The following is a 21,798-nucleotide window of genomic DNA, read 5'->3' as shown; positions in this document are numbered from 1 at the left end:
TGCGCCTCGCCGTTCAACCAATTGCTGAAAGCACGCCACGCCCTTAAGCTCTGTTGGAGTTTACCTTATTTCCAAATCGGAATGCCCCCATGAGATAATATCACATGCGCGCAAAAGGTCGTCCGTCTATAAACTCCTCAAAAGAGTGAGACAGACATGGCCGAACCTTCCGATAAAAAACAGCCGCCTCTTGCAGGCATTCGTGTTATCGAGCTTGCGCGTGTGCTGGCAGGTCCCTGGGCGGGCCAGATGCTGGCGGATATGGGGGCCGATGTCATCAAGGTGGAGAGCCCTGATGGTGGCGATGATACCCGCGCATGGGGGCCGCCCTTCGTGGAAAGCACCGATGGCGACAATCTTTCTGCTGCCTATTACCACTCCACCAATCGCGGCAAGCGCTCCATCACCGTTGATCTGAAAACCGAAGAAGGTCGCCAGACCGTTCGACGTCTGGTCAAGACTGCCGATGTGGTGATTGAAAACTTCAAGCGTGGCGGGCTGGAGAAATACGGGCTGGATTACCAGTCGCTCCGGGCGTTGAACCCCAAGCTCATCTATTGCTCCATCACCGGCTTCGGCCAGACAGGCCCTTACGCGGATTTTGCCGGTTACGATTACATCGTCCAGGGCATGTCGGGCTTCATGTCGATCACCGGTGAGCCGGATGGTCAGCCGATGAAGGCGGGCGTTGCGGTGGCCGATATCTTCACCGGCATCTACTCCGTCACCGCCATTCAGGCCGCCCTCATTCACGTCATGAGAACGGGGCATGGTCAGCATATCGATATGGCGCTGCTGGATGTGCAATCGGCCGTGCTGGCCAACCAGAACATGAATTACCTCATCTCCGGCAAGGCACCCGTGCGGCTGGGCAATGCGCATCCGAATATTTCGCCCTATGAGGTGGTGCCGACCGCTGATGGCTTCCTCATTCTCGCCGTCGGCAATGACGGCCAGTTCCGCCGCCTGTGCAAGATCCTCGGCATCGATGCCATTGCTGATGACGAACGTTACGCCACCAACAAGGCCCGCGTCGCCCACAAGGTCGAGGTGCGCCAGATCGTTTCCACCGAAACACTGAAATGGACGAAGCGCGACCTGCTGACGGCTTGCGAAACCAATGCCGTGCCCGCCGGTCCCATCAACTCCATCGAGGAAATGTTCGCCGATCCGCAGGTAGAGGCCCGTGGCCTGCGCGTCGATCTGGAAGCAGCCGATGGCACCGTCATTCCGGGCGTCCGCACACCCATCATATTGTCCGAAACGCCTTTGCATTATAATCGACCAAGCCCTCGCCTCGGCGAGCATCAGGATGAAGTACTGGCCGAGTTGAGAGACATCGAAAGGAACATTGCGCCATGAAGAGAACCGGCGGACAGTTGATTGTCGAAGCCCTGAAAGCCAACGGCGTTTCGCGTGTTTCCTGCGTGCCGGGCGAAAGCTATCTGGCCGTGCTGGATGCTCTCTACGAAAGCGGCATCGAAACGGTCGTCTGCCGTCAGGAAGGTGGCGCGGCGATGATGGCAGATACCTGGGGACGCCTGACCGGCGAACCCGGCATCTGCATGGTCACACGCGGCCCCGGCGCGACCAACGCGGCTGCTGGTCTGCATATCGCCATGCAGGATTCCATTCCGATGATCCTGTTCATCGGCCAGGTGCAGCGCGATGCGCGTGAGCGTGAAGCCTTTCAGGAGGTCGAATATCGTCGCGCCTTCACCGAATTCGCCAAATGGGTCGGCGAAATCGATGATGCCCGCCGCATCCCGGAATTCGTCACCCGCGCTTTTGCCATCGCAACCTCCGGTCGCCCCGGCCCCGTGGTGCTGAGCCTGCCCGAGGATATGCTGGTCGATCTGGTCGACGCACCGGACGCCCAGCCCTACACACCCGTCGAAAACCACCCCGGCCCCAAACAGATTGTCAAATTCGCCGAGCTGCTAGGCGCTGCCAAACGCCCCATGGTCATCGTCGGCGGCACCCGCTGGACCGAAGACAGCGTTGCGAAATTCAAGACATTTGCCGAAACCTTCAAACTGCCCGTCGGCTGCTCTTTCCGTCGTCAGATGTTGTTCGATCATCTCAGCCCATCCTATGCGGGCGATGTCGGCATTGGTATCAACCCGGCGCTGGCAAAGGAGATCAAGGACGCTGATCTCATCGTGCTATTGGGCAGCCGCATGTCGGAAATGCCGTCATCGGGTTACACCCTGCTCGACATCCCCTACCCGTCGCAGACGCTGGTGCACATCTTCCCGGATGCCGAAGAGCTTGGCCGCATGTATCGCCCCGATCTCGCGATCTGCGCCTCCGCCAGCGACTTCGTGGATGCAATCGAAAGCCTTGATGCGCCGCAAAACCACGTCTGGGCAGAACGCACCGCCGCCATGCACGATGCTTATCTGAAGTGGTCTACCCCGCCAAAGACTGGCCCCGGCCCGGTGCAGATGGGCCCGATCATGGACTGGATCGAAGCCAATACCCCCGTTGACGCCATCTTCACCAATGGTGCTGGCAATTACGCCACTTGGCTGCATCGCTTCCACCGCTTCCAGCGGTTCAACACGCAGTCCGCGCCCACCTCCGGCTCCATGGGCTACGGCCTGCCCGCCGCCGTCGCGGCAAAGCATCTGTTCCCGGACCGCGAAGTCGTCTGCTTTGCGGGTGACGGCTGCTTCATGATGCACGGCCAGGAATTCATCACCGCCGTGCGGTACGGCCTGCCGATCATCACCGTGCTGGTCAACAACGGCACCTACGGCACCATCCGCATGCATCAGGAACGGGAATATCCCGGCCGCGTCAGCGCCACGGACCTCGTCAACCCCGATTTCGTCGCCTTCGCCAAGGCCTATGGCGGCCATGGCGAAATCGTTGAGAAAACGGAAGATTTCGGCCCGGCCTATGAGCGTGCGCGTGCCAGCGGCAAGCCTGCGATCATCGAGGTGAAGCTCGACCCGGAAGCGATTACGCCTGCGCGGACACTGACGCAGATTCGTGAGAGGACGTAATCGTTGCTGACGCCCTTTCCGCCGTCATCCCGCACTTGATGCGGGATCCAGCCGGCTTGCGTCTGCAAGACGAAAAGAGTTCTTTCAGACCAAGGACTTGGTCTGACTGGATCCCGGATCAGGTCCGGGATGACGGAGGTCGTGGAACGCTATTCACGAGTTGACTGGCCGTTGTGCCGGGCTATACCGCGACTGGCTACGGAGACAACAATGGCAGACACGACAATCCCACCCATCACACCACGCAGCGCAACCATCGAACCCTCAGCCGGTGCGCCGTTCGAAGCCGTGCGCGTGGCGCGGGACGTACTGCACACCTGCCGTATCGCTGGGCTCGCGACGATCGATCCGCAAAGCGGTTATCCCTACAACACAGCCACGAACATCGCCATTGAGCCGGATGGCACGCCGTTCTTCTTCGCAGCCCGGCTCGCCCTCCACGCCCGCAACATCGAAATGGACCCGCGCATCTCGCTGGTTCTCGCACCTTTCAGCAAGGGCGATGCGTTGACATTGCCGAGACTGACGCTGGTTGGAAAGGCCCTGCTGATGGGTGATGACGAGGTCCCGCTTGCCAAGGCGCGCTACATCGCCCGCTATCCGAAAGCCAAGCTCTACCTCTCGCTACCGGACACGCAGCTTTACCGCCTGAACATCGAAGGTGTACAAATCAACGGCGGCCCTGCCCGCAATGCCAGCAACATCACACCAGCCGATTTGCGCACGGACCTTTCCAGTTCTGAAGGGCTTGAAGCCGAAGTGGATCGCCTTAACGCCATCAAGGGCGAGGCATCACGTCTGGCGGTTCTGGCGGGTAAGAAAACCGGGGCGTGGAAAATTACGTCTGTCGATCCGGATGGGATTAATCTTGCATCGGCTGGCGATCTTGCCCGGCTGTGGTTTGACGAGCGCGTGACGAATGTGAATCAACTTGGCAAGGCGCTGAATCGAACTTCGAAGTGATGGAGGTAAGGAATTCAAAATTAAGCAGAATTCCTTGCTGTATGGCGAAATAGCAAACGGCGGCGGGTGTGGCTTACCCCCCTCTGTCCTGCCGGACATCTCCCCCTCAGGTGGGGAGATTAGCTGGGCGCGCGCTCACCGGTCATCTCAGACGTTGCACAGGGCGACGAGTTGTTTTGCAGGAGCCCTCCTCTGACGCTACAATTGGAGCGGTGAGTGAGCATCTTGCCGATCTCCCCACCTGAGGGGGAGATGTCCGGCAGGACAGAGGGGGTGAGCCACACCCACTGCCACCTGCTATTGTAAACCAGCCAACAAAAAAGCCGGCCACAAGGACCGGCTTTATCGTCAAATGCTCAAGCCACTCAAATAGCAGCGGTCACGATAAACTCAACCTTATAATCCGGCGTAGCCAACGCTGCTTCGCTGGTCGCGCGGGCTGGTGGGTTGGCGGGGTCGATCCAGCCTTCCCAGACGGCGTTCATTTCGCCGAAGGTGGACATGTCGGAGAGGTAGATGATGGTCTGGAGAACCTTGGACTTGTCGGAACCGGCCAACGCCAGCAGGCGGTCGACTTCGGCCAGAGCGGATTTGCTCTGTTCTGTCACGGACGTGCCTTCACCGACCTGACCTGCGAGGTAGACCGTGTTGCCGTGAACGACTGCGCCGCTCATGCGCTTGCCGGGTTCGATACGCTTGATGCTCATGCTGGAAACTCCTGTTGGTCGTCTTTTGCAGATGGCTGGAACTCAGCCGCGGATATGATGGGTCTTTTCGTAAATGGCCGTGGAGCGCGCGCCGGAGCGGCAAAAGCCCAGCATCGGGCGCTGAAGCTCGTCCAGCGCATCCACCATGCCGGCTACGGCATCGGCATCCACGCCAAAACGACCGACGGGCACATGCACGATGGCAATGCCCAGTTCTTCGGCGCGTTCGGCAATATCGGCAAACAGCGGCTGGCCGTCTTCTTCACCATCGGGGCGATGGCAGACGATGGACTTGAAGCCCTGCGCCTTGACCTCATCGAGATCGGCAACGCTGATCTGGCCGGTTACGGAATATTCGTCGTCGATACGCCTGATATCCATCTTCGTGTCCTCCGGTCGCGACGGCAACCGACCTTTACAGGCCGTGCCGTCCTAAAATCCGAAACCGGTGTAAGGGGTTAAATCCGGTGCGTCAATGACACGCTTTTCCAATTGCAGGCCCATTCAGAGAATAGAAAAGCGTAGAGCGTAACTGCGGCTCTCACCCGGCTGGAGAATGTGAAATTCACCCGCCTTCTCCAGCTCATCGCGGTCTACCCAGCGGTGCGAAACCGGCTCTATGCCCATGACATGCGCAGGCGTCTGCTGGTTTCGCCACATCTGAAGATAGGGCAGCGTATCGTTGCGGAACGCCACTTTTAGCGTTCGTCCGCCAAGTGCCGCAATCGGCCCAAGCGTCATCTCCGCCCAGTCTGCCCCCTGCTCCACCGGCACGCAGAATACGCCGCCCGGCTCCTCTCCAAAGCGCCAGCCAAAGCCACCACCTTCGAACATCGCGCCGGACAGGCGCACGTCGTCATCGAACAGCCTTGCACCGACATTCATGTGGTACATGTGAAAGACCGGACGTGCATGGTCGCTGGTATTGGTCACGCGGTCCTGCAAGCTCACTTCGCCGGTCGCCCCATTTATCCGCCACTCACGTTCCAGCAGCGCCGTTCCGCCATCTGCCAGCGTCACGGGAACCCTAGCGGCAGCACGCGCATTATGATCCGAGGCCTCCCAGTCGAGAATTTCGGCTGGATGGGCGGAAAACGAACCATGCAGAGGAAACTTGCGGCCACCGGCATCGTTTTCGATGGGTTGGGGGTGGCGAATGTGGTCAGGTCCGCAGGTAAACAGAAACCCTTCGAGAGAGTGATCGATTCGCGCATCTCCATCGTCGGGAATGGCCCGCCCCGGCGCGATATCAGTACCTTCGACCACGCAGGCGCCGATGTCGAAAACGGATGTTTCATCGAGAAAAATCGTGGGGGATTTCCCGGATTTCAAGGCTCGCATGCTTCCTCCTCACTGCCCAATTGACGTAGCGATCACGCAAAAGCTATCGCAACGTCAGGAAATTAAGATTGCGTTAACTTCGAATTCATCTTTTTCACAATAGGGTCAAGATTAACGTGTGTGTGTTGGGCAAGAACCCAAGGGATCGCAGAATCGTGAAACTTTTTATTAACGCAATGTTCTGTCTCGCCGTCGCGGCAACGCCGATGCTTGCACCGGTTGATGCCAGCGCGCAACAGCGACAGGTCTATCAGGAACAGCCCATGCTCGTCTCCCCCGACGGGCGTGTTCTTGAATTCATGCCCGACAGCCGCGACATCGTCATCAGTCGAGACCGCATGGGTCGCACGGTTTATTACGATCGCTATGGCAATCTGGTGGCAACGGAAATGCCGCGCGGGGCAACGCCGCGCCGTCAGGCCCAGCAGCAGGACCCGTATCGCGATCCCTATTACAATCAAAACGAGACCTACTACCCACCAGCCCCCGGCGGCCAGTATCGCGAACCGCAGCGTGACTATGGCTATCAGGGCGGCAACGGCAATGTGCAGGATTACCGCGAATATCGCGGCGATGGCAGCGACCGGAATGTGTATACCGGCTCCGTCGCCCGCCCCGGCGCTGTTGAAAGCGCACCGTTGAACCAGCCGATGCCGGGCGAAAGCACCGTTGAAGCCGTGCCTCAGCCGGACCATCTGATCGAGCGCAACCAGCCGGTTAAAGCGCCGGTCAACCGGTCGCGTCAGGAAATCGTGGCGCTTCAGGTGTTCCTCGACCGTCAGGGCATTTCGCCGGGCGTGATCGATGGCAAGATGGGCGACAACGTCAACAAGGCCATTGCTGCCTGGCAGGAAATGACCGGCGAGCAGCTGGACCCGAACAATACCGAGGACATTCTGGAGCGCCTGCGCAACACCGGCGGTCTGGCGATTGTTGACTATACGATAACGGCTGCCGATGCCGCTGGCCCCTACGTCGCCTCCATTCCGGATGACTATGCCGAAAAGGCGCAGCTCCCGGCAATGGCTTACACCTCGACATCGGAAGCGCTGGCTGAACGCTTCCACATGGATGAGACCTATTTGAAGGAACTGAACCCCGGCGTGGACTTCACTGTACCCGGCACCATCATCAAGGTCGTCAATCCCGGCGAAGCCAAGACAGGTCAGGTTGCCCGTATCGTTGCCCACAAGGGCATCAAGCAGGTCTTCGCCTATGACCAGGGCGGTGTTCTGATTGCAGCCTACCCGGCCACGATCGGCTCCTCCGATACGCCGTCTCCATCCGGAACCCATACGGTGGAGCGCATCGCGCTCAATCCGGGTTATACCTACAATCCGAAGATCAACTTCCAGCAGGGTCAGAACAACCAGATCCTGCAGATTCCGCCCGGCCCCAACGGTCCTGTCGGTACGGTCTGGATTGCGCTTTCCAAGCCCACCTACGGCATTCACGGCACGCCGGAGCCATCCAAGATCGGCAAGACCAACAGCCATGGCTGTATCCGCCTGACCAACTGGGATGCCACGGAGCTGGCCAAGATGGTTCGCCCCGGCGTTGTCGTTGAGTTTGCTGAGTAATCAGGTCACAAACACAAAATGCCCGGCCAAGTGCCGGGCATTTCTTTTTGGAGGCTGCTTATCCGAGACGGAGTCGACGTTTTTCTGACGCGCGTTCCGTCAGGAAAAATGCAAGGCCAGATGCGGGAAGCGCAAAGCCAAGCCACGACGCGGCAGCCCAATGGCCATGGGCATAGGCCCATCCACCCAGCGCCGAACCGGCGGCGCCACCCATGAAAAACGTCGCCATGAAGATGCCGTTGAGGCGGCTGCGAAACTCTGCGCCCAGCGTGAAGATCGCGCGCTGACCAAGCACCAGATTGGTGGTGACGGCAAAGTCCAGCACGATGGCTGCGACCACCAGCAATGCCAGTGACAGGTGCGATCCCTCCGGCGCAATATGGGTGATGAGGAACGCGGTTGCACCCGCTGTCAACGCAGCAAATGTCGCCGCCCATGTCCAGCCGCGGTCAGCCATACGCCCGGCAATGGGTGCGGCAACCGCACCGGCAGCACCGGCCAGAGCAAAGAGTGCGATTTCAGTCTGCGACAGGCGAAAGGCCGGGCCGCTCAGATAAAGCGGCGTCACCGTCCAGAACAGGCTGAAGGCTGAAAACATGCTGGCCTGATACAGCGCGCGCCGTTGCAGCAGACGTGTGTTGGCGGCAAGCTTGGCCATGGAGGCAAGCAGCGCAGTATAGGGCAGCTTCGCATCCGGCATACGGCGCGGCAACAAACGGTAGAGAACGGTTGCCAGCACAGCCATGACAGCCGCCGATATCCAGAAGACACCGCGCCATGACACGAAATCCGAGAGCACGCTGGAAACAGGTCGCGCCAGCATGATGCCGACCATCAGACCGCTCATGATGCTGCCAACGACCCGCCCGCGCGTGGCATTGGGAGTCATATGCGCTGCCAAAGGCAAGATCATCTGCACCGCAACGGAGCTTATGCCGACGAGGAAGACGGCCAGCAGAAACGGTCCCGCATGCGGCGCAAGTGCAGCACCAATCAGCGCAATCACCGCCATCGCAACCGTGGTCACGATCAGTTTTCTGTTTTCAATGAGGTCGCCCAGCGGCACCACGAACAACAGGCCAAGGCCATATCCGATCTGCGTCAGCGTCACGATCAGGCCTGTTGCGCCTGCCGAAATGCCAAGCTCTGCCCCAATGACGCCCGCCAGCGGCTGGGCATAATAAAGATTGGCCGCAACCAGACCACAGGCGGTGGCCAGCAGAAAAATCATGGTGGAAGAGAGCGTCTCTTCCTGTGCGGGCTCAGCGCCAAGCACCTTGGATGTCATGTTAAGTCTCCAATTCGGAAATAATCGTTTCCAAAATAAGCAAAAAAATTCAGTCGAATACCTTCATGGCAATATCGACCACTGCACTCAGTTCCTCCCGCGTCGGGGCGGTTTTGCCGACAACGCGAATTCCGTAGAGAATGCAAAGCGCGGTCTTTGCCAGCGCCCCCGCATCCCGATCAGCCGTAACACTGCCATCCGCCTGCCCTTCCCGTACGAGACGCGCCAAAATACGTTCGCGTGCTTCTATGGCGCCGCGCACGACGCGGGCCATGTCCTCATCCAGCGAAGCCAGATCAGCCGTGGCGCCAACGATGAGGCAACCGCGCCCGCCCGATTGACCGGCGGATGCATCGGCATAAAAATTCATTGTCGCCAGCAGCTTCTCCCGGCCATTCTTGCCAGCCCGGACAGCCGCTTCGAAACGCTGGGTCTGCACCAGCTTGTAGCGCTCGACAGCGGCAATGTAGATATCCTTCTTATCCTTGAAGGCCTTGTAGAGACTGCCCTGCGTCAACTCCATGGCCTGTGTCAGATCCCCCACAGAGGTCGCGTGATAACCGCGCTCCGAAAACACGCCGATGGCCTTGTCGATGGCCTGATCGACATCGAACTCACGCGGACGACCGCGCTGGCGTGTGAGGGTGGCAGGTGAAAGGTTCTGTGTCATGACGGCAATATAGGAAACGATCATTTCCAAATCAAGCAAAATAATACGCCCGGCTCGTGAGAGGTCCGGGCGCATCGAATTGGCTTGAAATCACGCCGCCTTGCGACCGAACATTTTCAGCACATTGCCGGAGCGAACGACGCGCACGGGCATCAGCCGCAGGACTTCATTGGCGAAGCTACGAACATTTTCCATAGCCTTGTCGACATTGCTGACCTTGTGACAGTCCAGACCAGCCAGCGTCCCACCATAATCAAAAATATCGCGGAAGGCTGCGCGCTCGGCAATCGGCGTATCCAGAACCCGCACGTTCTTTTCTGCCAGCAGCGCCTTGACCAGCAGCATGGAACGGGTGCTGACCATGGCATTGACGCGGGTCAGTACGACCGAATGATCGATCTTCATGCCCATTTTGCGGTTGAGGAATTCGATATGCTCAAGCACTTCGGCGGCGCCGCGCGCATCCATGGCAGAGCCCTGCACGGGGATGATAACGTGATCGGAAATACCGAGCGCCATCGTCAGAAGCGGGCTTTTCGTGCCCGGCAGATCGATGATGAAACAGTCCGTATTCGACCGGTTTTCGCGAATATGCGTTTCCAGCGAAGCCATGGTGACATGGGAAATCACCGCCAGATTTTGCATCTGGCCCGACATTTCAGACCAGCGCGAAATCCACAGCTGCGGATCGGCATCGAGAACCGTCACGCGGTGACCGGTACGCGCAAGCTCGGTCGCCAGCAGCAAAACCGCCGTCGTCTTCCCCGCGCCGCCCTTTGTATTTGCAAACGTAATGACAGGCATGTGGCCCCCAAATGCAGAGCCTGAATTCATCGCTCTTCAACGCACCGCGAGATTCATGGTGCAGGGATATTGTTAACGAAGATGGTTAATGAAATGGAAAGATTTGGTGCGAGGTTTTGTATGGGGTGGGGTATTTGGGTCTGACAACCGCCTGAGTAACACTCTCATATCAGAGGATGCGGCTGGGTTATCTCTCCCCTTGTGGGAGAGAAAGCAATTTCAACATCTTAGCAAAGCTAAGTGTTAGAAATTGCAAGTGAGGGGTTTCTCTCGGCGCAAGCGGCAAACCCCTCACCTGAAAAATCTATGACTTAGCTTTGCTAAGATCATGATTTTTCTTCCTCTCCCACAAGGGGAGAGGTAACCCAGGCGTAACCGTCGACACACCCACCGCCCTCATGCATCATCCTGAGCCTGTCGAAGGAGAGGTGCTTTGGCCGAAGGGCAAATCCTCGAAGCATCCGCCGCATATTCTGCCCCAAGCCCACAACCCTCGCCCTTCGAGGGTCGCTTTGCTCCCGCCTCAGGATGAGGGTTGCTACGGTGTGCCACGCCCTAAGCTTGTTGAGGTCTCTGGACAGCTGTAGCCTCCGCACTCTCAAACTGTAGGGCCACCACACCCACCGACCTCATGCTGAGGTGGCGCGCAGCGCCCTCGAAGCATCCGCCGCGCACTCCGACCCAAGCCCGCAACCCCCGTCCTTCGAGGGTCGCTTTGCTCCCGCCTCAGTATGAGGGTTGCTCTGTTGCGGACCAACCTTACAACGTTAAGCGTCCCGCACCTCGCCTTTCAAATCAGCCAAGGCGCCATCACCTCACTCAAAAGCACTCCAGAAACAGCGCCTTCGTATTCTCCGCCGTCATCTCCACCGGGTTACCGCCGCAGCTTGGATCCTTGATGGCCTCTGCCACCAGTTCATCCACGCGGTCCGGCTTGATGCCCATGGCGGTCAGGCTTTCCGGTACGCCCAACTCTTTGCGAAGCTCCAGCACGTAATCATAAAACCCGTCAAACCCGCCTTCGATGCCAAGATAGGCGGCGGCGCGGGCGATCTTGTCTTCGATAACAGGGCGGTTGAAGCGAAGGACCGCGGGCATGACGACCGCGTTGGTCATGCCGTGGTGGGTGTTGTAAACAGCGCCGATGGGATGCGAGAGGGAATGGATAGCGCCCAGCCCCTTCTGGAAGGCGACGGCGCCCATGGCGGCGGCGGCCATCATGTTGGAGCGGGCCTCGATATCCGTGCCATCCTTATAGGCACGTGGCAGATATTCCTTCACCAGCCGAAGGCCTTCGAGCGCGATGCCCTGGCTCATGGGGTGGAAGAAGGGCGAGGAATAGGCTTCCAGGCAATGGGCGAAGGCATCCATGCCGGTGCCTGCGGTAATCGCCTTTGGCATGCCGACCGTCAGTTCGGGATCGCAGATGACGACGCCGGGCAGGAATTTCGGGTGGAAGATGATCTTCTTCACATGGGTTTGCGAATTGGTGATGACGCTGGCGCGGCCCACTTCCGAGCCGGTCCCAGCCGTAGTCGGCACTGCGACGATGGGCGCTATGCCATCGGAATTGGCGCGCGTCCACCAGTCGCCAATATCCTCGAAATCCCAGACGGGGCGGGTCTGGCCTGCCATGAAGGCGACGGCCTTGCCGAGGTCGAGACCGGAACCGCCACCGAAGGCGACGACGCCGTCATGGCCCCCATCCTTGAAGGCTTTGACGCCTGCTTCGAGATTGATCTCGTTGGGGTTCGGGTCCACATCGGCAAAGATGGCGCGGCCAAGACCTGCCTCGCCCAGAATATCCAGCGCGTGGCCGGTGATCGCCATATTGGCCAGGCCACGGTCGGTGACCAGAAGCGGCTTCTTGATGCCGAGCTGCTTGCAGGCATCCGCCAGTTCCTTGATTCGGCCACGTCCCATCTTGATCGGGGTCGGGTAGCTCCAGTTTGCGACGATGTTCATTTCGTGACTTTCTTCAGATGGTAGGATTTTGGACGGGTCAGGTTCTGGAAGCCGATGACCGACAATGAGCCACCGCGACCGGTTTCCTTGACGCCGGTCCAGCACAGTGCCGGGTCGAGATAATCGGCGCGGTTCATGAAGACGGTGCCGGTCTCGATCTCGCGACCAATGCGCCCTGCCCGCTCAGCATCCTGCGTCCACAGCGATGCGGTCAGGCCGTATTTGCTGTCATTCATCAGGCGGATGGCTTCGTCGTCGTTCTTCACCTTCATGATGCCGACGGCAGGGCCGAAGGTTTCCTCGGTCATGAATTCCATGGAGTGATCGACATCAATGAGAATTTGCGGCGCGACATAGGCGCTTTCGCCATCATCGGCGGCAAAGAGTTTCGGATCGACCAGCGCCTTCGCACCCTTGGCAACCGCATCGGCCACCTGCTGGCGCACCACCTTGGCAAAGCGCTTGTTGGCCATCGGGCCGAGCGACGTTTCCTGCTCCAGCGGGTTGCCGAGCTTGTAATTGGAAACCCAGGCAACGGACTTTTCAACGAAAGCATCGAACAGCGCTTCATTGACATAAACGCGCTCGATACCGCAGCAGCATTGCCCGGAATTGAAGGTCGCGCCGTCCATCAGCGTATCGACCGCCGCATCCAGATCGGCATCTTCCATGACATAGCCGGGATCCTTGCCGCCAAGCTCCAGCCCGAGACCGGTGAAGGTGCCAGCCGCAGCGCGCTCAATGGCGCGACCGCCTTCAACGGAGCCGGTAAAGTTGACGAAGTTGAAATTGCTTTCGGCGATCAGCGCCGATGTTGTCTGGTGATCGAGGAAGAGGTTGGCGAAAACATCATCCGGCACACCCGCCTCGACAAAAGCGCGCACCATGCGCTCGCCCACCAAAAGCGTTTGCGCGGCGTGCTTGATGACAACGGTGTTGCCTGCCATCAAGGCAGGCGCGATGGTGTTGATCGCCGTCATGTAAGGATAATTCCACGGCGCGATGACAAAAACGACGCCGTGCGCCTCGCGCTCGATGCGACGTTCGAAATTGCCGCTCTCTTCGATAACCAACGGTGCCAGCGCGTCCGCCGCGATGGAGGCGACATAGTTGGAGCGTTCGTTGAAGCCCTTGAACTCACCACCATAACGCACCGGACGGCCCATCATATGAGCCAGTTCCGGCACGACCTCATCGACCATCTCGTTCAGCCGGGCCACGCCTTTCAGCACCAGTTGAACGCGATCTTCCAAAGGGCGACGCGCCCAGGACTTTTGCGCAGCACGCGCCTTCAACACGACGCCACGCGCCGCATCCAGCGACATCGCTTCCCGCTCGGCATAAACAGTGCCGTCGATCGGCGAGATATTCTGGATCATGACCATGATGGTTCTTCCCTAACTTGTTATGCTCTCTCGAAACCGCGTGCGACTTCCCAATCCGTCACCCGGCGGTCGTATTCTTCCTGCTCCCACTTTGCGGCGCGAACATAGTGGTCGATGACGTCATCACCAAAAGCGCTGCGCAGCATCTTGGACGTGTTAAGGTGATCCGTCGCATCCCGCAATGTCTTGGGTATCTCGCGGATGTCCTTGCCGCCATAAGCGTCGCCTTCGAACTGCGCTTCAAGTTCCATCTTGTTTTCGATGCCGTCAATGCCTGCTGCCAGAAGTGCGGCCATGGCGAGGTGCGGGTTGAGGTCGGAGCCGCCGACACGGCATTCGATGCGGATGCCTTTGGTGTCTGCGCCGCACAGGCGGTAGCCTGCGGTGCGGTTATCCGTGCTCCACACGGCCTTGGTGGGCGCAAACGTGCCTGCCATATAGCGCTTGTAGGAGTTGATATAGGGTGCCAGAAAATAGGTGATTTCGCTGGCGTGGGCCAAAAGTCCGGCGATGTAATGCTTCATCATTGCGGACATGCCGTGGTCGGCGTCCTTGTCCAGAAACATCGGCGTCTTGCCATCCAGACTCCATAGCGATTGGTGGATGTGCGATGAGCTGCCTGCCGCGCTGTAATTCCATTTGGCAAGGAAGGTCACGGCCTTGCCCTTGGACCAGGCGATTTCCTTGGTGGCGTTCTTGATGATGGCATGGCGGTCGGCCATGGTGAGCGCATCGGCGTAGCGCACATTGATTTCTTCCTGACCGGCAGACGCCTCGCCCTTGGAATTTTCCACCGGAATGCCCGCCCCCTGCAAGCCGTTGCGGATGGCGCGCATGACCTCTTCTTCCTTGGTGGTCTGGAAGATGTGGTAGTCTTCATTATAGGCGCTGGCCAGTTGCAGATCACGGTAGCCATTGGCACGGGCGGTCTCGAAGCTCTGGTCGAAAAGGAAGAATTCCAGTTCGCTGGCCATATAGGCCTTCAGGCCCATGGCTTCGAGGCGAGCGACCTGCTTCTTGAGCATGGCGCGCGGGGAATGGGCGACTTCTGCGTGGGTGTGGTGGTCATAGGCATCGCATAAAACCAGCGCGGTGCCTTCCAGCCACGGCACGCGCCGCAGGGTCGAAAGATCGGGCTTCAGCGTATAATCGCCGTAGCCCTTTTCCCAGCTAGTGGATTTGTAGCCCGGCACGGTTTCCATTTCCATGTCTGTGGCCAGCAGATAATTGCAGGTGTGGGTTTCCTCGTAAGCGCTTTCGACGAAAAATTCCGCCTGGAAGCGTTTGCCCATCAGACGACCCTGCATATCCACGAGGCATGCCAGAACCGTGTCTATGCGCCCCTCGGCGACATCTTTTTTGAGCTCGTCGAATGTGTAGGTCGTCGTCATGATTGTTCCGTTCCCTTTGTTTATGGGGCGACCGTTGCCGGTCGCCCTGTTTGTCGGTCAGGCCTTGGCAGCCGCCGCATCGAGTGCAGCCTGCTTGTGCTCCAGCGCGAATTCCTCTTCCGGTGACAGGATGAGGCGGTGACGCCCGACCAGCGCGAAATAGGCGATGGCAACGGCAAACCACAGCGCCACCCAGATCACACCCTTGGTGAAGTTCGGGTCCTGGACCTGATAGAGCAAGGTTATGACAGCGATAATGATGGTCAGCACCGCACCGGGAATGCCGAGCGGCGAACGGAAGGGCCGTTCGATGTTGGGCAGGTTACGGCGCAGCATGATGAAGGAGATGGCCTGCATGATGTAGGAGAACATCGCCCCGAACACGGCCATGTTGAGCAACACGCTGCCGATGATGCTACCGCCCTGCTCCGCACCCAATGCGAACCAGATGGTCATCATCACGGCAAGACCAACGATGGCACCCGTCAGCATCGCCACATGCGGGGTCTTGAACTTGGGATGCGTGACGGACAGGGCCGTCGGGAAATAGCCCGCCCGCGACAGCGAATAGATCTGGCGACCCTGCGCATAGAGAATGGTGTGGAAGCTGGCGATGAGGCCTGTGAGAGCCACGAAGCCGAGCAGAACCACGCCACCGTCACCATAGACGGCCTTGAAACCATCCAGTAGCGGCTCCAGCGAAGAACCGAGATGGAAGGCACCGATGCCGGGCAGCGAAGGGTTGAGCAGCACGATCATGAAGGCCGAGATCATCAGCGTGATGATGCCGAGGATGATGCCCTTGGGCATATCGCGCTTTGGATCGACGGATTCTTCGGCTGCCAGTGGCAACTGTTCGATGGCGAGGAACAGCCAAACCGCAAAGGGCAGCGTAGCCAGAACGCCGGAGAAGCCGAAGGGGAAGAAGGACCCGTTGCCTTCCGGCAGTTCGACCGCCGCACCATCCGGGCCAACACCGATGTTTAGCGCCCAGCGGGAGAAATCGATATTGGGAATGGCGCTGATCCAGAAGAAGACAAGAACACCTAGCGAAATCAGCGTAATAACAAGGGTTACCTTGAAGGATAATTCAAGTCCGAAGACGTTGAGCGCCAGGAAGATGACGTAGAACAGTACCCATAGAAACGGCGAATAGGCCGGATCGAGCCCGAGGATGGAGTTTACGTAAGCCGTAATGAAGGTGACGATGACGGCGGGCGTGAGAACATATTCGACGTTCTCGCAAAGCCCGGTGATGAAGCCGCCCCATGGGCCCATGGCAGTGCGGGCAAAGGAATAGGCAGCACCCGTATGCGGCAGCGCCGGGCTCATTTCCGCGATAGAGAATGTCAGCCCCAGATACATGATGGCGATGATGATGCCGGCCACCAGCATGCCGCCCCAGCCGCCGGTGGCGAAGCCGAAGTTCCAGCCGGAAAAATGGCCCGAAATGACTGCGCCGACGCCCAGCGCCCACAGCGACCAGACGCCTGCATAGCGCGAGAGCCCTCTTTTTTCGAAGTAAGACGCGTCAGCCTTCTTATAGCTGACCCCTGATGATGAACTGTCCATGCCGTTCTCTCCTGATCAAGAAAAACAGGCTGTCAGCCGGAATGGCCGATTTTGCCCCAGTCTCGGCGCGATGAAAAACCCGATCACGCCATGCACATCTGCTGTTCCCACGCTGCACCCGTGCCGATTGTTCGGCATTCTTGACGGTGCAGCGCCATTCCAGTTTCGCAGGGCTAATTCCCGCGAAACGAATTTACGAGGCCTCGGCGGCAATCCCCGCCACCAGAAGCCCATGCAGAAAATCGGCAGCGACGCGCTGCCCCTCTTCATCCTGTATGAGGTCGTTTCTGACCTCGATCATCACGTTCAAAAGCCCGTCTGGCAGCGCATGCAGACGCAGCGTATGGGTCACGCCGTCTTCCGGGCCATAGGGCTCGTTGCGCTCGACCTTGAAGGATGAGCCCGCGGCGCTGGCCAGCATCGCATCGGCCAGCCGGGCATCGGTATCGTGCAGAATGCCGATTTCGACTTCGCGCTGCTTGCCGTGATAGACGGGCGTAAAACTGTGGATCGTCACTATAACGGGGTTTTGCCGCGCAGCAACGAGTTCGCTGATGCGGTCGTGAAACGGAATATAGAGCGCGGAGGTGCGGGCGAAACGCTCCGCATCGCTCAAATCCGCATTGCCGGGAATGTCGTAGATTTCGCTGGTAACCGGCATGGCCGAAGGCGATTCCGGCGGGCGATTGCAGTCATAGATCAGCCGGGAATAGTTCTGGTAGACGACGGTCGCATCGAGACTGGCCGACAGCAGACGGGTGACGGCGAGAGCACCGGGGTCCCAGGCAATATGGCTTGCAAGCACCTCTTCGTTGAGGCCAAGGGTGCCGAACCGGGCGGGCAGCGTGCGTGACGCATGTTCGCACACCAGCAGCACGCGGCTCTTTCCGTCAGCGTTTTCCACGACAACGGGCTCTGCCTCATCGCTTGTGAAAAACTGGCTTTGCACCATCATGGTGAACCCCGCTGTCAACATCACTGTCCCCCGACAGTTAGAAAAGAATTCTTCACACACGCCAAAGTGTCAAATGATTTTTGAAATTTTCTCTTCATTTTTTCGATTGACTCCGTCTGCCCGCCGTATCTTAATCAGCGCTAACAGACCGGCGAAAAGACCGGCTAGGGGAAAAATTTGCATAGTTCTGCCGCGACCGTTTCGGACGTTATCCAGGCTCATTACGAGAGCCTGACACGTGCCGAAAAGCGTCTGGCGGAAAGCCTTCTCGGCAACTACCCGGTGTCTGGGCTGGGCAGCATAACCACCATTGCGGAAAATGCGGGTGTCTCGACGCCGACGGTTGCGCGCATGGTGCAGAAGCTGGGCTTCAAGGGTTACCCGGATTTTCAGGCGCGGCTGCATCAGGAACTGGAAGCCACCATTTCCAACCCCATCGCCAAGCATGACCGCTGGGCCAGCAATGCGCCGGGTCTGCACATTCTCAACCGTTTTGCAGGCGCCATCACCAGCAATCTGCGCGATACGCTGAGCGATCTCGACACGGCGGATTTCGACAATGCCGCGACGCTTCTGTCGGACCGCAAGCGCAGTATCTACTTCGTCGGTGGGCGCATTACCGGGGCGATTGCCGAATATTTCTTCACCCACATGCAGGTTATCAGGCCCAGAACGGCGCTGATGTCTTCCAACTCCAGTTCATGGCCGCAGTTCATGCTGAACATGAATGCGGGTGACGTGCTGGTGATGTTCGATATCCGCCGCTACGAGCAGGACATGGTGACACTGGCGCAGGTGGCGCATGAAAATAACGTGCGAATTCTGCTGTTTACCGACCAGTGGACCTCGCCGGTCTCACGCTTTGCAGAACATACGTTCCGCGTGCGCATCGAGGCGCCTTCGGCCTGGGATAGCTCCGTTGTCACGCTTTTCGTGGTGGAAGCGCTGATCGAGGCCGTGCAGAACAACGGCTGGGACGAAACCCGCCAGCGCATGAATTCTCTCGAAGACCTGTTCGAGCAGACACGCCTGTTTCGCAAACCGGGAAAGGGAGAAAAATAGGAAGAAGCGGAAGCCCGATTTATTTCCGAAACGGCGCAACGCGAATTCTTTATGTCGTTTATCAAATATCATGGCGACGACAGGGCGCAATGATGGCAAGAAAACGGCAGGGACCATGATGACGGCGGGAGACCGCCTGGAAATCCGTCACATAACGTTCATGCAACCCACGTACAGCGTCGTCAGACGCATGAGACACACAGAGGAGACTAACCGTGATCTCGCACAGCCGCCGCCTGCTATCGCTCACCACTGCAATGGTTATCGCATCGACCGCGATTGCCTCTGCCGCGCCAAGCGCAGAACTCATCGCTGCCGCCAAGAAGGAAGGCATGCTGACGACCATCGCCCTGCCACACGACTGGTGCGGTTACGGCGACGTCATCGCGTCTTTCAAGGCAAAATATCCTGAAATTCAGGTCAATGAGCTGAACCCTGACGCCGGCTCTGCCGACGAAGTGGAAGCCATCAAGGCCAACAAGGACAACAAGGGCCCACAGGCTCCTGACGTGATCGACGTCGGTCTCGCATTCGGCCCGCAGGCCAAAAAAGAAGGCCTTCTCCAGCCTTACAAGGTCTCCACCTGGGACGAAATTCCTGACAATGTGAAGGATGCCGAAGGCTACTGGTACGGCGACTATTACGGCGTCATGTCCATCTTCGTGAACAAGGACCTCGTCAAGAATTCCCCGAAGGACTGGGCCGACCTTCTGAAGCCGGAATATTCCGGTCAGGTCGCTCTTGCTGGTGACCCACGCGCCTCCAACCAGGCCATTCTGGGTGTTCTCGCCGCTGGTCTTTCCACTGGTGCCAAAGACGGCAAGGCCGCTGGCGAAGCCGGTCTGAAGTATTTCGGCGAGCTGAACAAGGCTGGTAACTTCCTGCCTGTCATCGGCAAGGCTGGCACCGTGGCCCAGGGCGCGACACCGATCGTCGTTGCATGGGACTACAACGCGCTGTCATGGGCAAAGACTTTGAACGGCAACCCGCCGACAGAAGTCGTCGTTCCTTCCTCCGGCGTTCTGGCTGGCGTTTACGTTCAGGGTATCTCCGCTTACGCACCGCATCCTAATGCTGCCAAGCTCTGGATGGAGCACCTTTATTCCGACGACGGTCAGCTTGGCTGGTTGAAGGGCTATTGCCACCCGATCCGCTTCAACGCTCTTGCCAAGGCAAACAAGATTCCAAAGGATCTCTTGGACGCCCTGCCACCAGCAGCAGCCTATGAAAAGGCAATCTTCCCGACACTCGAAGACGTCGATGCCAACAAGGCCGCCGTCACCGCCGGTTGGGACAAGGTTGTCGGCGCAAACGTGAAGTAAAGACCAAAACAGCCGCCCCGATCTTTTCAAAGGCTAAGGCCTTTTCAAAAGCCGGGGCGGCTGATTTTATAAGAAAAGCCGCGATAAGAGCGGCATTCGGGAACTTGGTATGACACCAGACAATATTGGCGCACCATTGCGGCCATCAGGACGTTTCCGCCTGAAGCTGGAATGGCTTGGCGTTTTGCCTTTTGCAATTTTCATTCTGCTTTTTTTGATCATGCCGACGATGAAGATCGTCCTTGGCGCATTTCAGACCCCGGATGGCGGCTTCACGCTGCAAAACCTCGCTGATCTGTTTACGCCGTCGATCCTCTCGGCCTACTGGATTTCCATCAAGATCAGTGTCGCCTCGGCAGCCCTTGGCTGTCTGATCGGTTTTGGCGTGGCCACAGCCGTGGTGCTGGGCGGTCTGCCACCGAAAATCCGCGCACCTCTGCTGACCTTTTCCGGTGTCGCATCGCAATTCGCAGGCGTGCCGCTGGCCTTTGCCTTCATCGCGACGCTTGGCCCTGTCGGCCTCGTCACCGTGTTTTTGAAAACCCAGCTTGGCCTTGATCTGCGTCTGCTGGGCTTCAACATCCTGTCATTCTGGGGCCTAACCGTTACCTATCTGTTTTTCCAGATACCGCTGATGATACTCATCATCACTCCGGCGCTGGACGGCTTGAAGCGCGAGTGGCGCGAGGCAGCGGAAATTCTCGGTGCCAGCGGCCTCCAATACTGGCGCATGGTAGCGTTTCCCATTCTGCTGCCCTCCATTCTCGGCACGTTCTCGCTGCTGTTTGCCAATGCCTTCGGCGCCGTCGCAACGGCGATTGCGCTTACCGGTTCGTCGCTCAACATCGTGCCGATCCTGCTGTTTGCGCAAATCCGTGGCGACGTACTGGGTAATCCCAACCTCGGTTACGCACTCGCTTTCGGCATGATCCTCGTCACCTGCATTGCCAACACGCTCTACATCTGGATGCGCACGCGCAGTGAAAGGTGGCTGAAATGAAACGTATCTTTGCGTGGGGAGCCCTGCTGTTCGGCCTCCTTTATTTCGCCCTGCCGCTCATCGGCATGACCAACTTTTCGCTGAAAATGCGACGTGGGGAATATTCCTTCGATGCCTATGGCAAGGTGCTGAGCGATCCGCGCTTTCAGGAAACCTTCAGCTTTTCCGTCATGATGGCGCTGGTCACCATCATCTTCGGCGTGCTGCTGGTGGTGCCGACCGCCTACTGGGTGCGGCTGAAACTGCCAGCACTTCGCCCGGTCATCGAATTCATCACGCTTCTGCCGCTGGTCATTCCCGCCATCGTCATCGTCTTCGGTTACATCAGGCTCTACAACACATCGAGCTGGCTGCCGCTGACGGGCACGACATCGGGCACCAATCTGCTGCTGATGTTCGGCTACACCACGCTTGCCCTGCCCTATATGTACCGCGCCGTCGATACCGGGCTTCGTACCATCGACATCACCACGCTGACGGAAGCGGCCCAGAGCCTCGGTGCAGGGTGGACCACGATCCTCGGTCGCATCATCCTGCCGAACGTGCTGGTGGCGGTGCTATCGGGAGCGTTTCTCACCTTCGCCATCGTCATCGGTGAATTCACCATGGCCGCCCTTCTCAACCGCCCGGCCTTTGGCCCCTACATGCAGTTGCTGGGTGCCAACCGCGCTTACGAGCCAGCGGCGCTCGCCGTGATTTCCTTCGGCATCACCTGGGGCTGCTTAGGCCTGATCCAACTCGTTTCGCGATACCAAAAAGGCACGCCTCCCAAGGCCTGAGGA

Annotated in this window: 19 protein-coding genes; 8 read left to right on the top strand and 11 right to left on the bottom strand. The window is 58.7% G+C overall.

What is annotated here, in order from left to right:
- The first annotated feature begins 156 nt into the window (after positions 1–156).
- The 3 genes from ABUK73_RS15350 (at position 157) to ABUK73_RS15340 (ending at position 3,974) form a co-directional block, all read left to right on the top strand.
- Positions 157–1,362, top strand: coding sequence for a CaiB/BaiF CoA transferase family protein (locus ABUK73_RS15350; RefSeq protein ID WP_353578045.1), 1,206 nt, complete (start codon positions 157–159; stop codon positions 1,360–1,362).
- Positions 1,359–3,011: a thiamine pyrophosphate-binding protein gene (locus ABUK73_RS15345; RefSeq protein ID WP_353578044.1), complete on the top strand. Its 1,653-nt coding sequence runs from the start codon at positions 1,359–1,361 to the stop codon at positions 3,009–3,011. The genes ABUK73_RS15350 and ABUK73_RS15345 overlap by 4 nt, the downstream gene beginning before the upstream one ends.
- 210 nt (positions 3,012–3,221) lie before the next feature.
- Positions 3,222–3,974 carry a HugZ family pyridoxamine 5'-phosphate oxidase gene (locus tag ABUK73_RS15340; protein WP_353578043.1) on the top strand — a complete coding sequence of 251 codons (753 nt, stop codon included), beginning with the start codon at positions 3,222–3,224 and terminating at the stop codon, positions 3,972–3,974.
- A gap of 365 nt (positions 3,975–4,339) precedes the next feature.
- On the opposite strand, the gene ABUK73_RS15335 is transcribed toward ABUK73_RS15340, so the two are convergent.
- From ABUK73_RS15335 to ABUK73_RS15325, 3 genes are all read right to left on the bottom strand, one after another.
- On the bottom strand, positions 4,340–4,681 hold the full coding sequence (locus ABUK73_RS15335) for a RidA family protein (RefSeq protein ID WP_062450148.1): 342 nt from the start codon (positions 4,679–4,681) through the stop codon (positions 4,340–4,342).
- 42 nt (positions 4,682–4,723) lie between these two features.
- Positions 4,724–5,062: a TIGR01244 family sulfur transferase gene (locus ABUK73_RS15330; RefSeq protein WP_113087576.1), complete on the bottom strand. Its 339-nt coding sequence runs from the start codon at positions 5,060–5,062 to the stop codon at positions 4,724–4,726.
- A 123-nt stretch (positions 5,063–5,185) separates the two neighbouring features.
- A complete protein-coding gene (locus ABUK73_RS15325; RefSeq protein WP_353578042.1) occupies positions 5,186–6,022 on the bottom strand; it encodes a DUF4432 family protein in 837 nt (278 codons plus the stop codon).
- Positions 6,023–6,177: 155 nt separating this feature from the next.
- Between ABUK73_RS15325 and ABUK73_RS15320 the strand changes: the two genes are divergently transcribed.
- The gene (locus ABUK73_RS15320) at positions 6,178–7,602 is read left to right on the top strand and encodes a L,D-transpeptidase family protein (protein WP_353578041.1); all 1,425 of its coding nucleotides are present in this window, start codon (positions 6,178–6,180) and stop codon (positions 7,600–7,602) included.
- Between the two features lie 58 nt (positions 7,603–7,660).
- On the opposite strand, the gene ABUK73_RS15315 is transcribed toward ABUK73_RS15320, so the two are convergent.
- From ABUK73_RS15315 to ABUK73_RS15280, 8 genes are all read right to left on the bottom strand, one after another.
- Entirely contained in the window at positions 7,661–8,890 is a 1,230-nt protein-coding gene (locus ABUK73_RS15315; RefSeq protein WP_353578040.1) for an MFS transporter, read from the bottom strand.
- Positions 8,891–8,939: 49 nt separating this feature from the next.
- Positions 8,940–9,584 carry a TetR/AcrR family transcriptional regulator gene (locus tag ABUK73_RS15310; RefSeq protein WP_353578039.1) on the bottom strand — a complete coding sequence of 215 codons (645 nt, stop codon included), beginning with the start codon at positions 9,582–9,584 and terminating at the stop codon, positions 8,940–8,942.
- A 66-nt stretch (positions 9,585–9,650) separates the two neighbouring features.
- Entirely contained in the window at positions 9,651–10,364 is a 714-nt protein-coding gene (locus tag ABUK73_RS15305) for a ParA family protein (RefSeq protein WP_353578038.1), read from the bottom strand.
- Positions 10,365–11,183: 819 nt separating this feature from the next.
- Positions 11,184–12,329 carry an iron-containing alcohol dehydrogenase gene (locus ABUK73_RS15300; protein ID WP_353578037.1) on the bottom strand — a complete coding sequence of 382 codons (1,146 nt, stop codon included), beginning with the start codon at positions 12,327–12,329 and terminating at the stop codon, positions 11,184–11,186.
- Positions 12,326–13,714, bottom strand: coding sequence for an aldehyde dehydrogenase family protein (locus ABUK73_RS15295; RefSeq protein ID WP_353578036.1), 1,389 nt, complete (start codon positions 13,712–13,714; stop codon positions 12,326–12,328). The genes ABUK73_RS15300 and ABUK73_RS15295 overlap by 4 nt, the downstream gene beginning before the upstream one ends.
- Before the next feature lie 20 nt (positions 13,715–13,734).
- Positions 13,735–15,105 (bottom strand): glutamine synthetase family protein, encoded by a 1,371-nt coding sequence (locus tag ABUK73_RS15290; RefSeq protein WP_353578035.1) that lies wholly within the window; start codon positions 15,103–15,105, stop codon positions 13,735–13,737.
- 57 nt (positions 15,106–15,162) lie between these two features.
- Positions 15,163–16,677, bottom strand: a complete 1,515-nt coding sequence (locus tag ABUK73_RS15285) for an amino acid permease (protein WP_353578034.1) — start codon at positions 16,675–16,677, stop codon at positions 15,163–15,165.
- 193 nt (positions 16,678–16,870) lie between these two features.
- Positions 16,871–17,632, bottom strand: coding sequence for an N-formylglutamate amidohydrolase (locus ABUK73_RS15280; RefSeq protein WP_353578147.1), 762 nt, complete (start codon positions 17,630–17,632; stop codon positions 16,871–16,873).
- A 177-nt stretch (positions 17,633–17,809) separates the two neighbouring features.
- Here ABUK73_RS15280 and ABUK73_RS15275 point away from each other — a divergent pair, with 177 nt between their 5' ends.
- The 4 genes from ABUK73_RS15275 to ABUK73_RS15260 all read left to right on the top strand — a co-directional run bounded on the left by ABUK73_RS15275 (position 17,810) and on the right by ABUK73_RS15260 (position 21,795).
- Positions 17,810–18,694 carry a MurR/RpiR family transcriptional regulator gene (locus tag ABUK73_RS15275; RefSeq protein WP_353578033.1) on the top strand — a complete coding sequence of 295 codons (885 nt, stop codon included), beginning with the start codon at positions 17,810–17,812 and terminating at the stop codon, positions 18,692–18,694.
- 215 nt (positions 18,695–18,909) lie between these two features.
- Entirely contained in the window at positions 18,910–20,016 is a 1,107-nt protein-coding gene (locus ABUK73_RS15270) for an ABC transporter substrate-binding protein (protein ID WP_353578032.1), read from the top strand.
- A 109-nt stretch (positions 20,017–20,125) separates the two neighbouring features.
- A complete protein-coding gene (locus ABUK73_RS15265) occupies positions 20,126–21,016 on the top strand; it encodes an ABC transporter permease (RefSeq protein WP_353578031.1) in 891 nt (296 codons plus the stop codon).
- Positions 21,013–21,795, top strand: coding sequence for an ABC transporter permease (locus ABUK73_RS15260; RefSeq protein ID WP_113087565.1), 783 nt, complete (start codon positions 21,013–21,015; stop codon positions 21,793–21,795). The genes ABUK73_RS15265 and ABUK73_RS15260 overlap by 4 nt, the downstream gene beginning before the upstream one ends.
- Positions 21,796–21,798: the final 3 nt, after the last annotated feature.

Origin of the sequence: Agrobacterium vacciniicorymbosi, from assembly GCF_040427045.1 — a bacterium.
Lineage (GTDB): Bacteria > Pseudomonadota > Alphaproteobacteria > Rhizobiales > Rhizobiaceae > Agrobacterium.
This window is presented reverse-complemented; position numbering and strand designations above follow the sequence as displayed.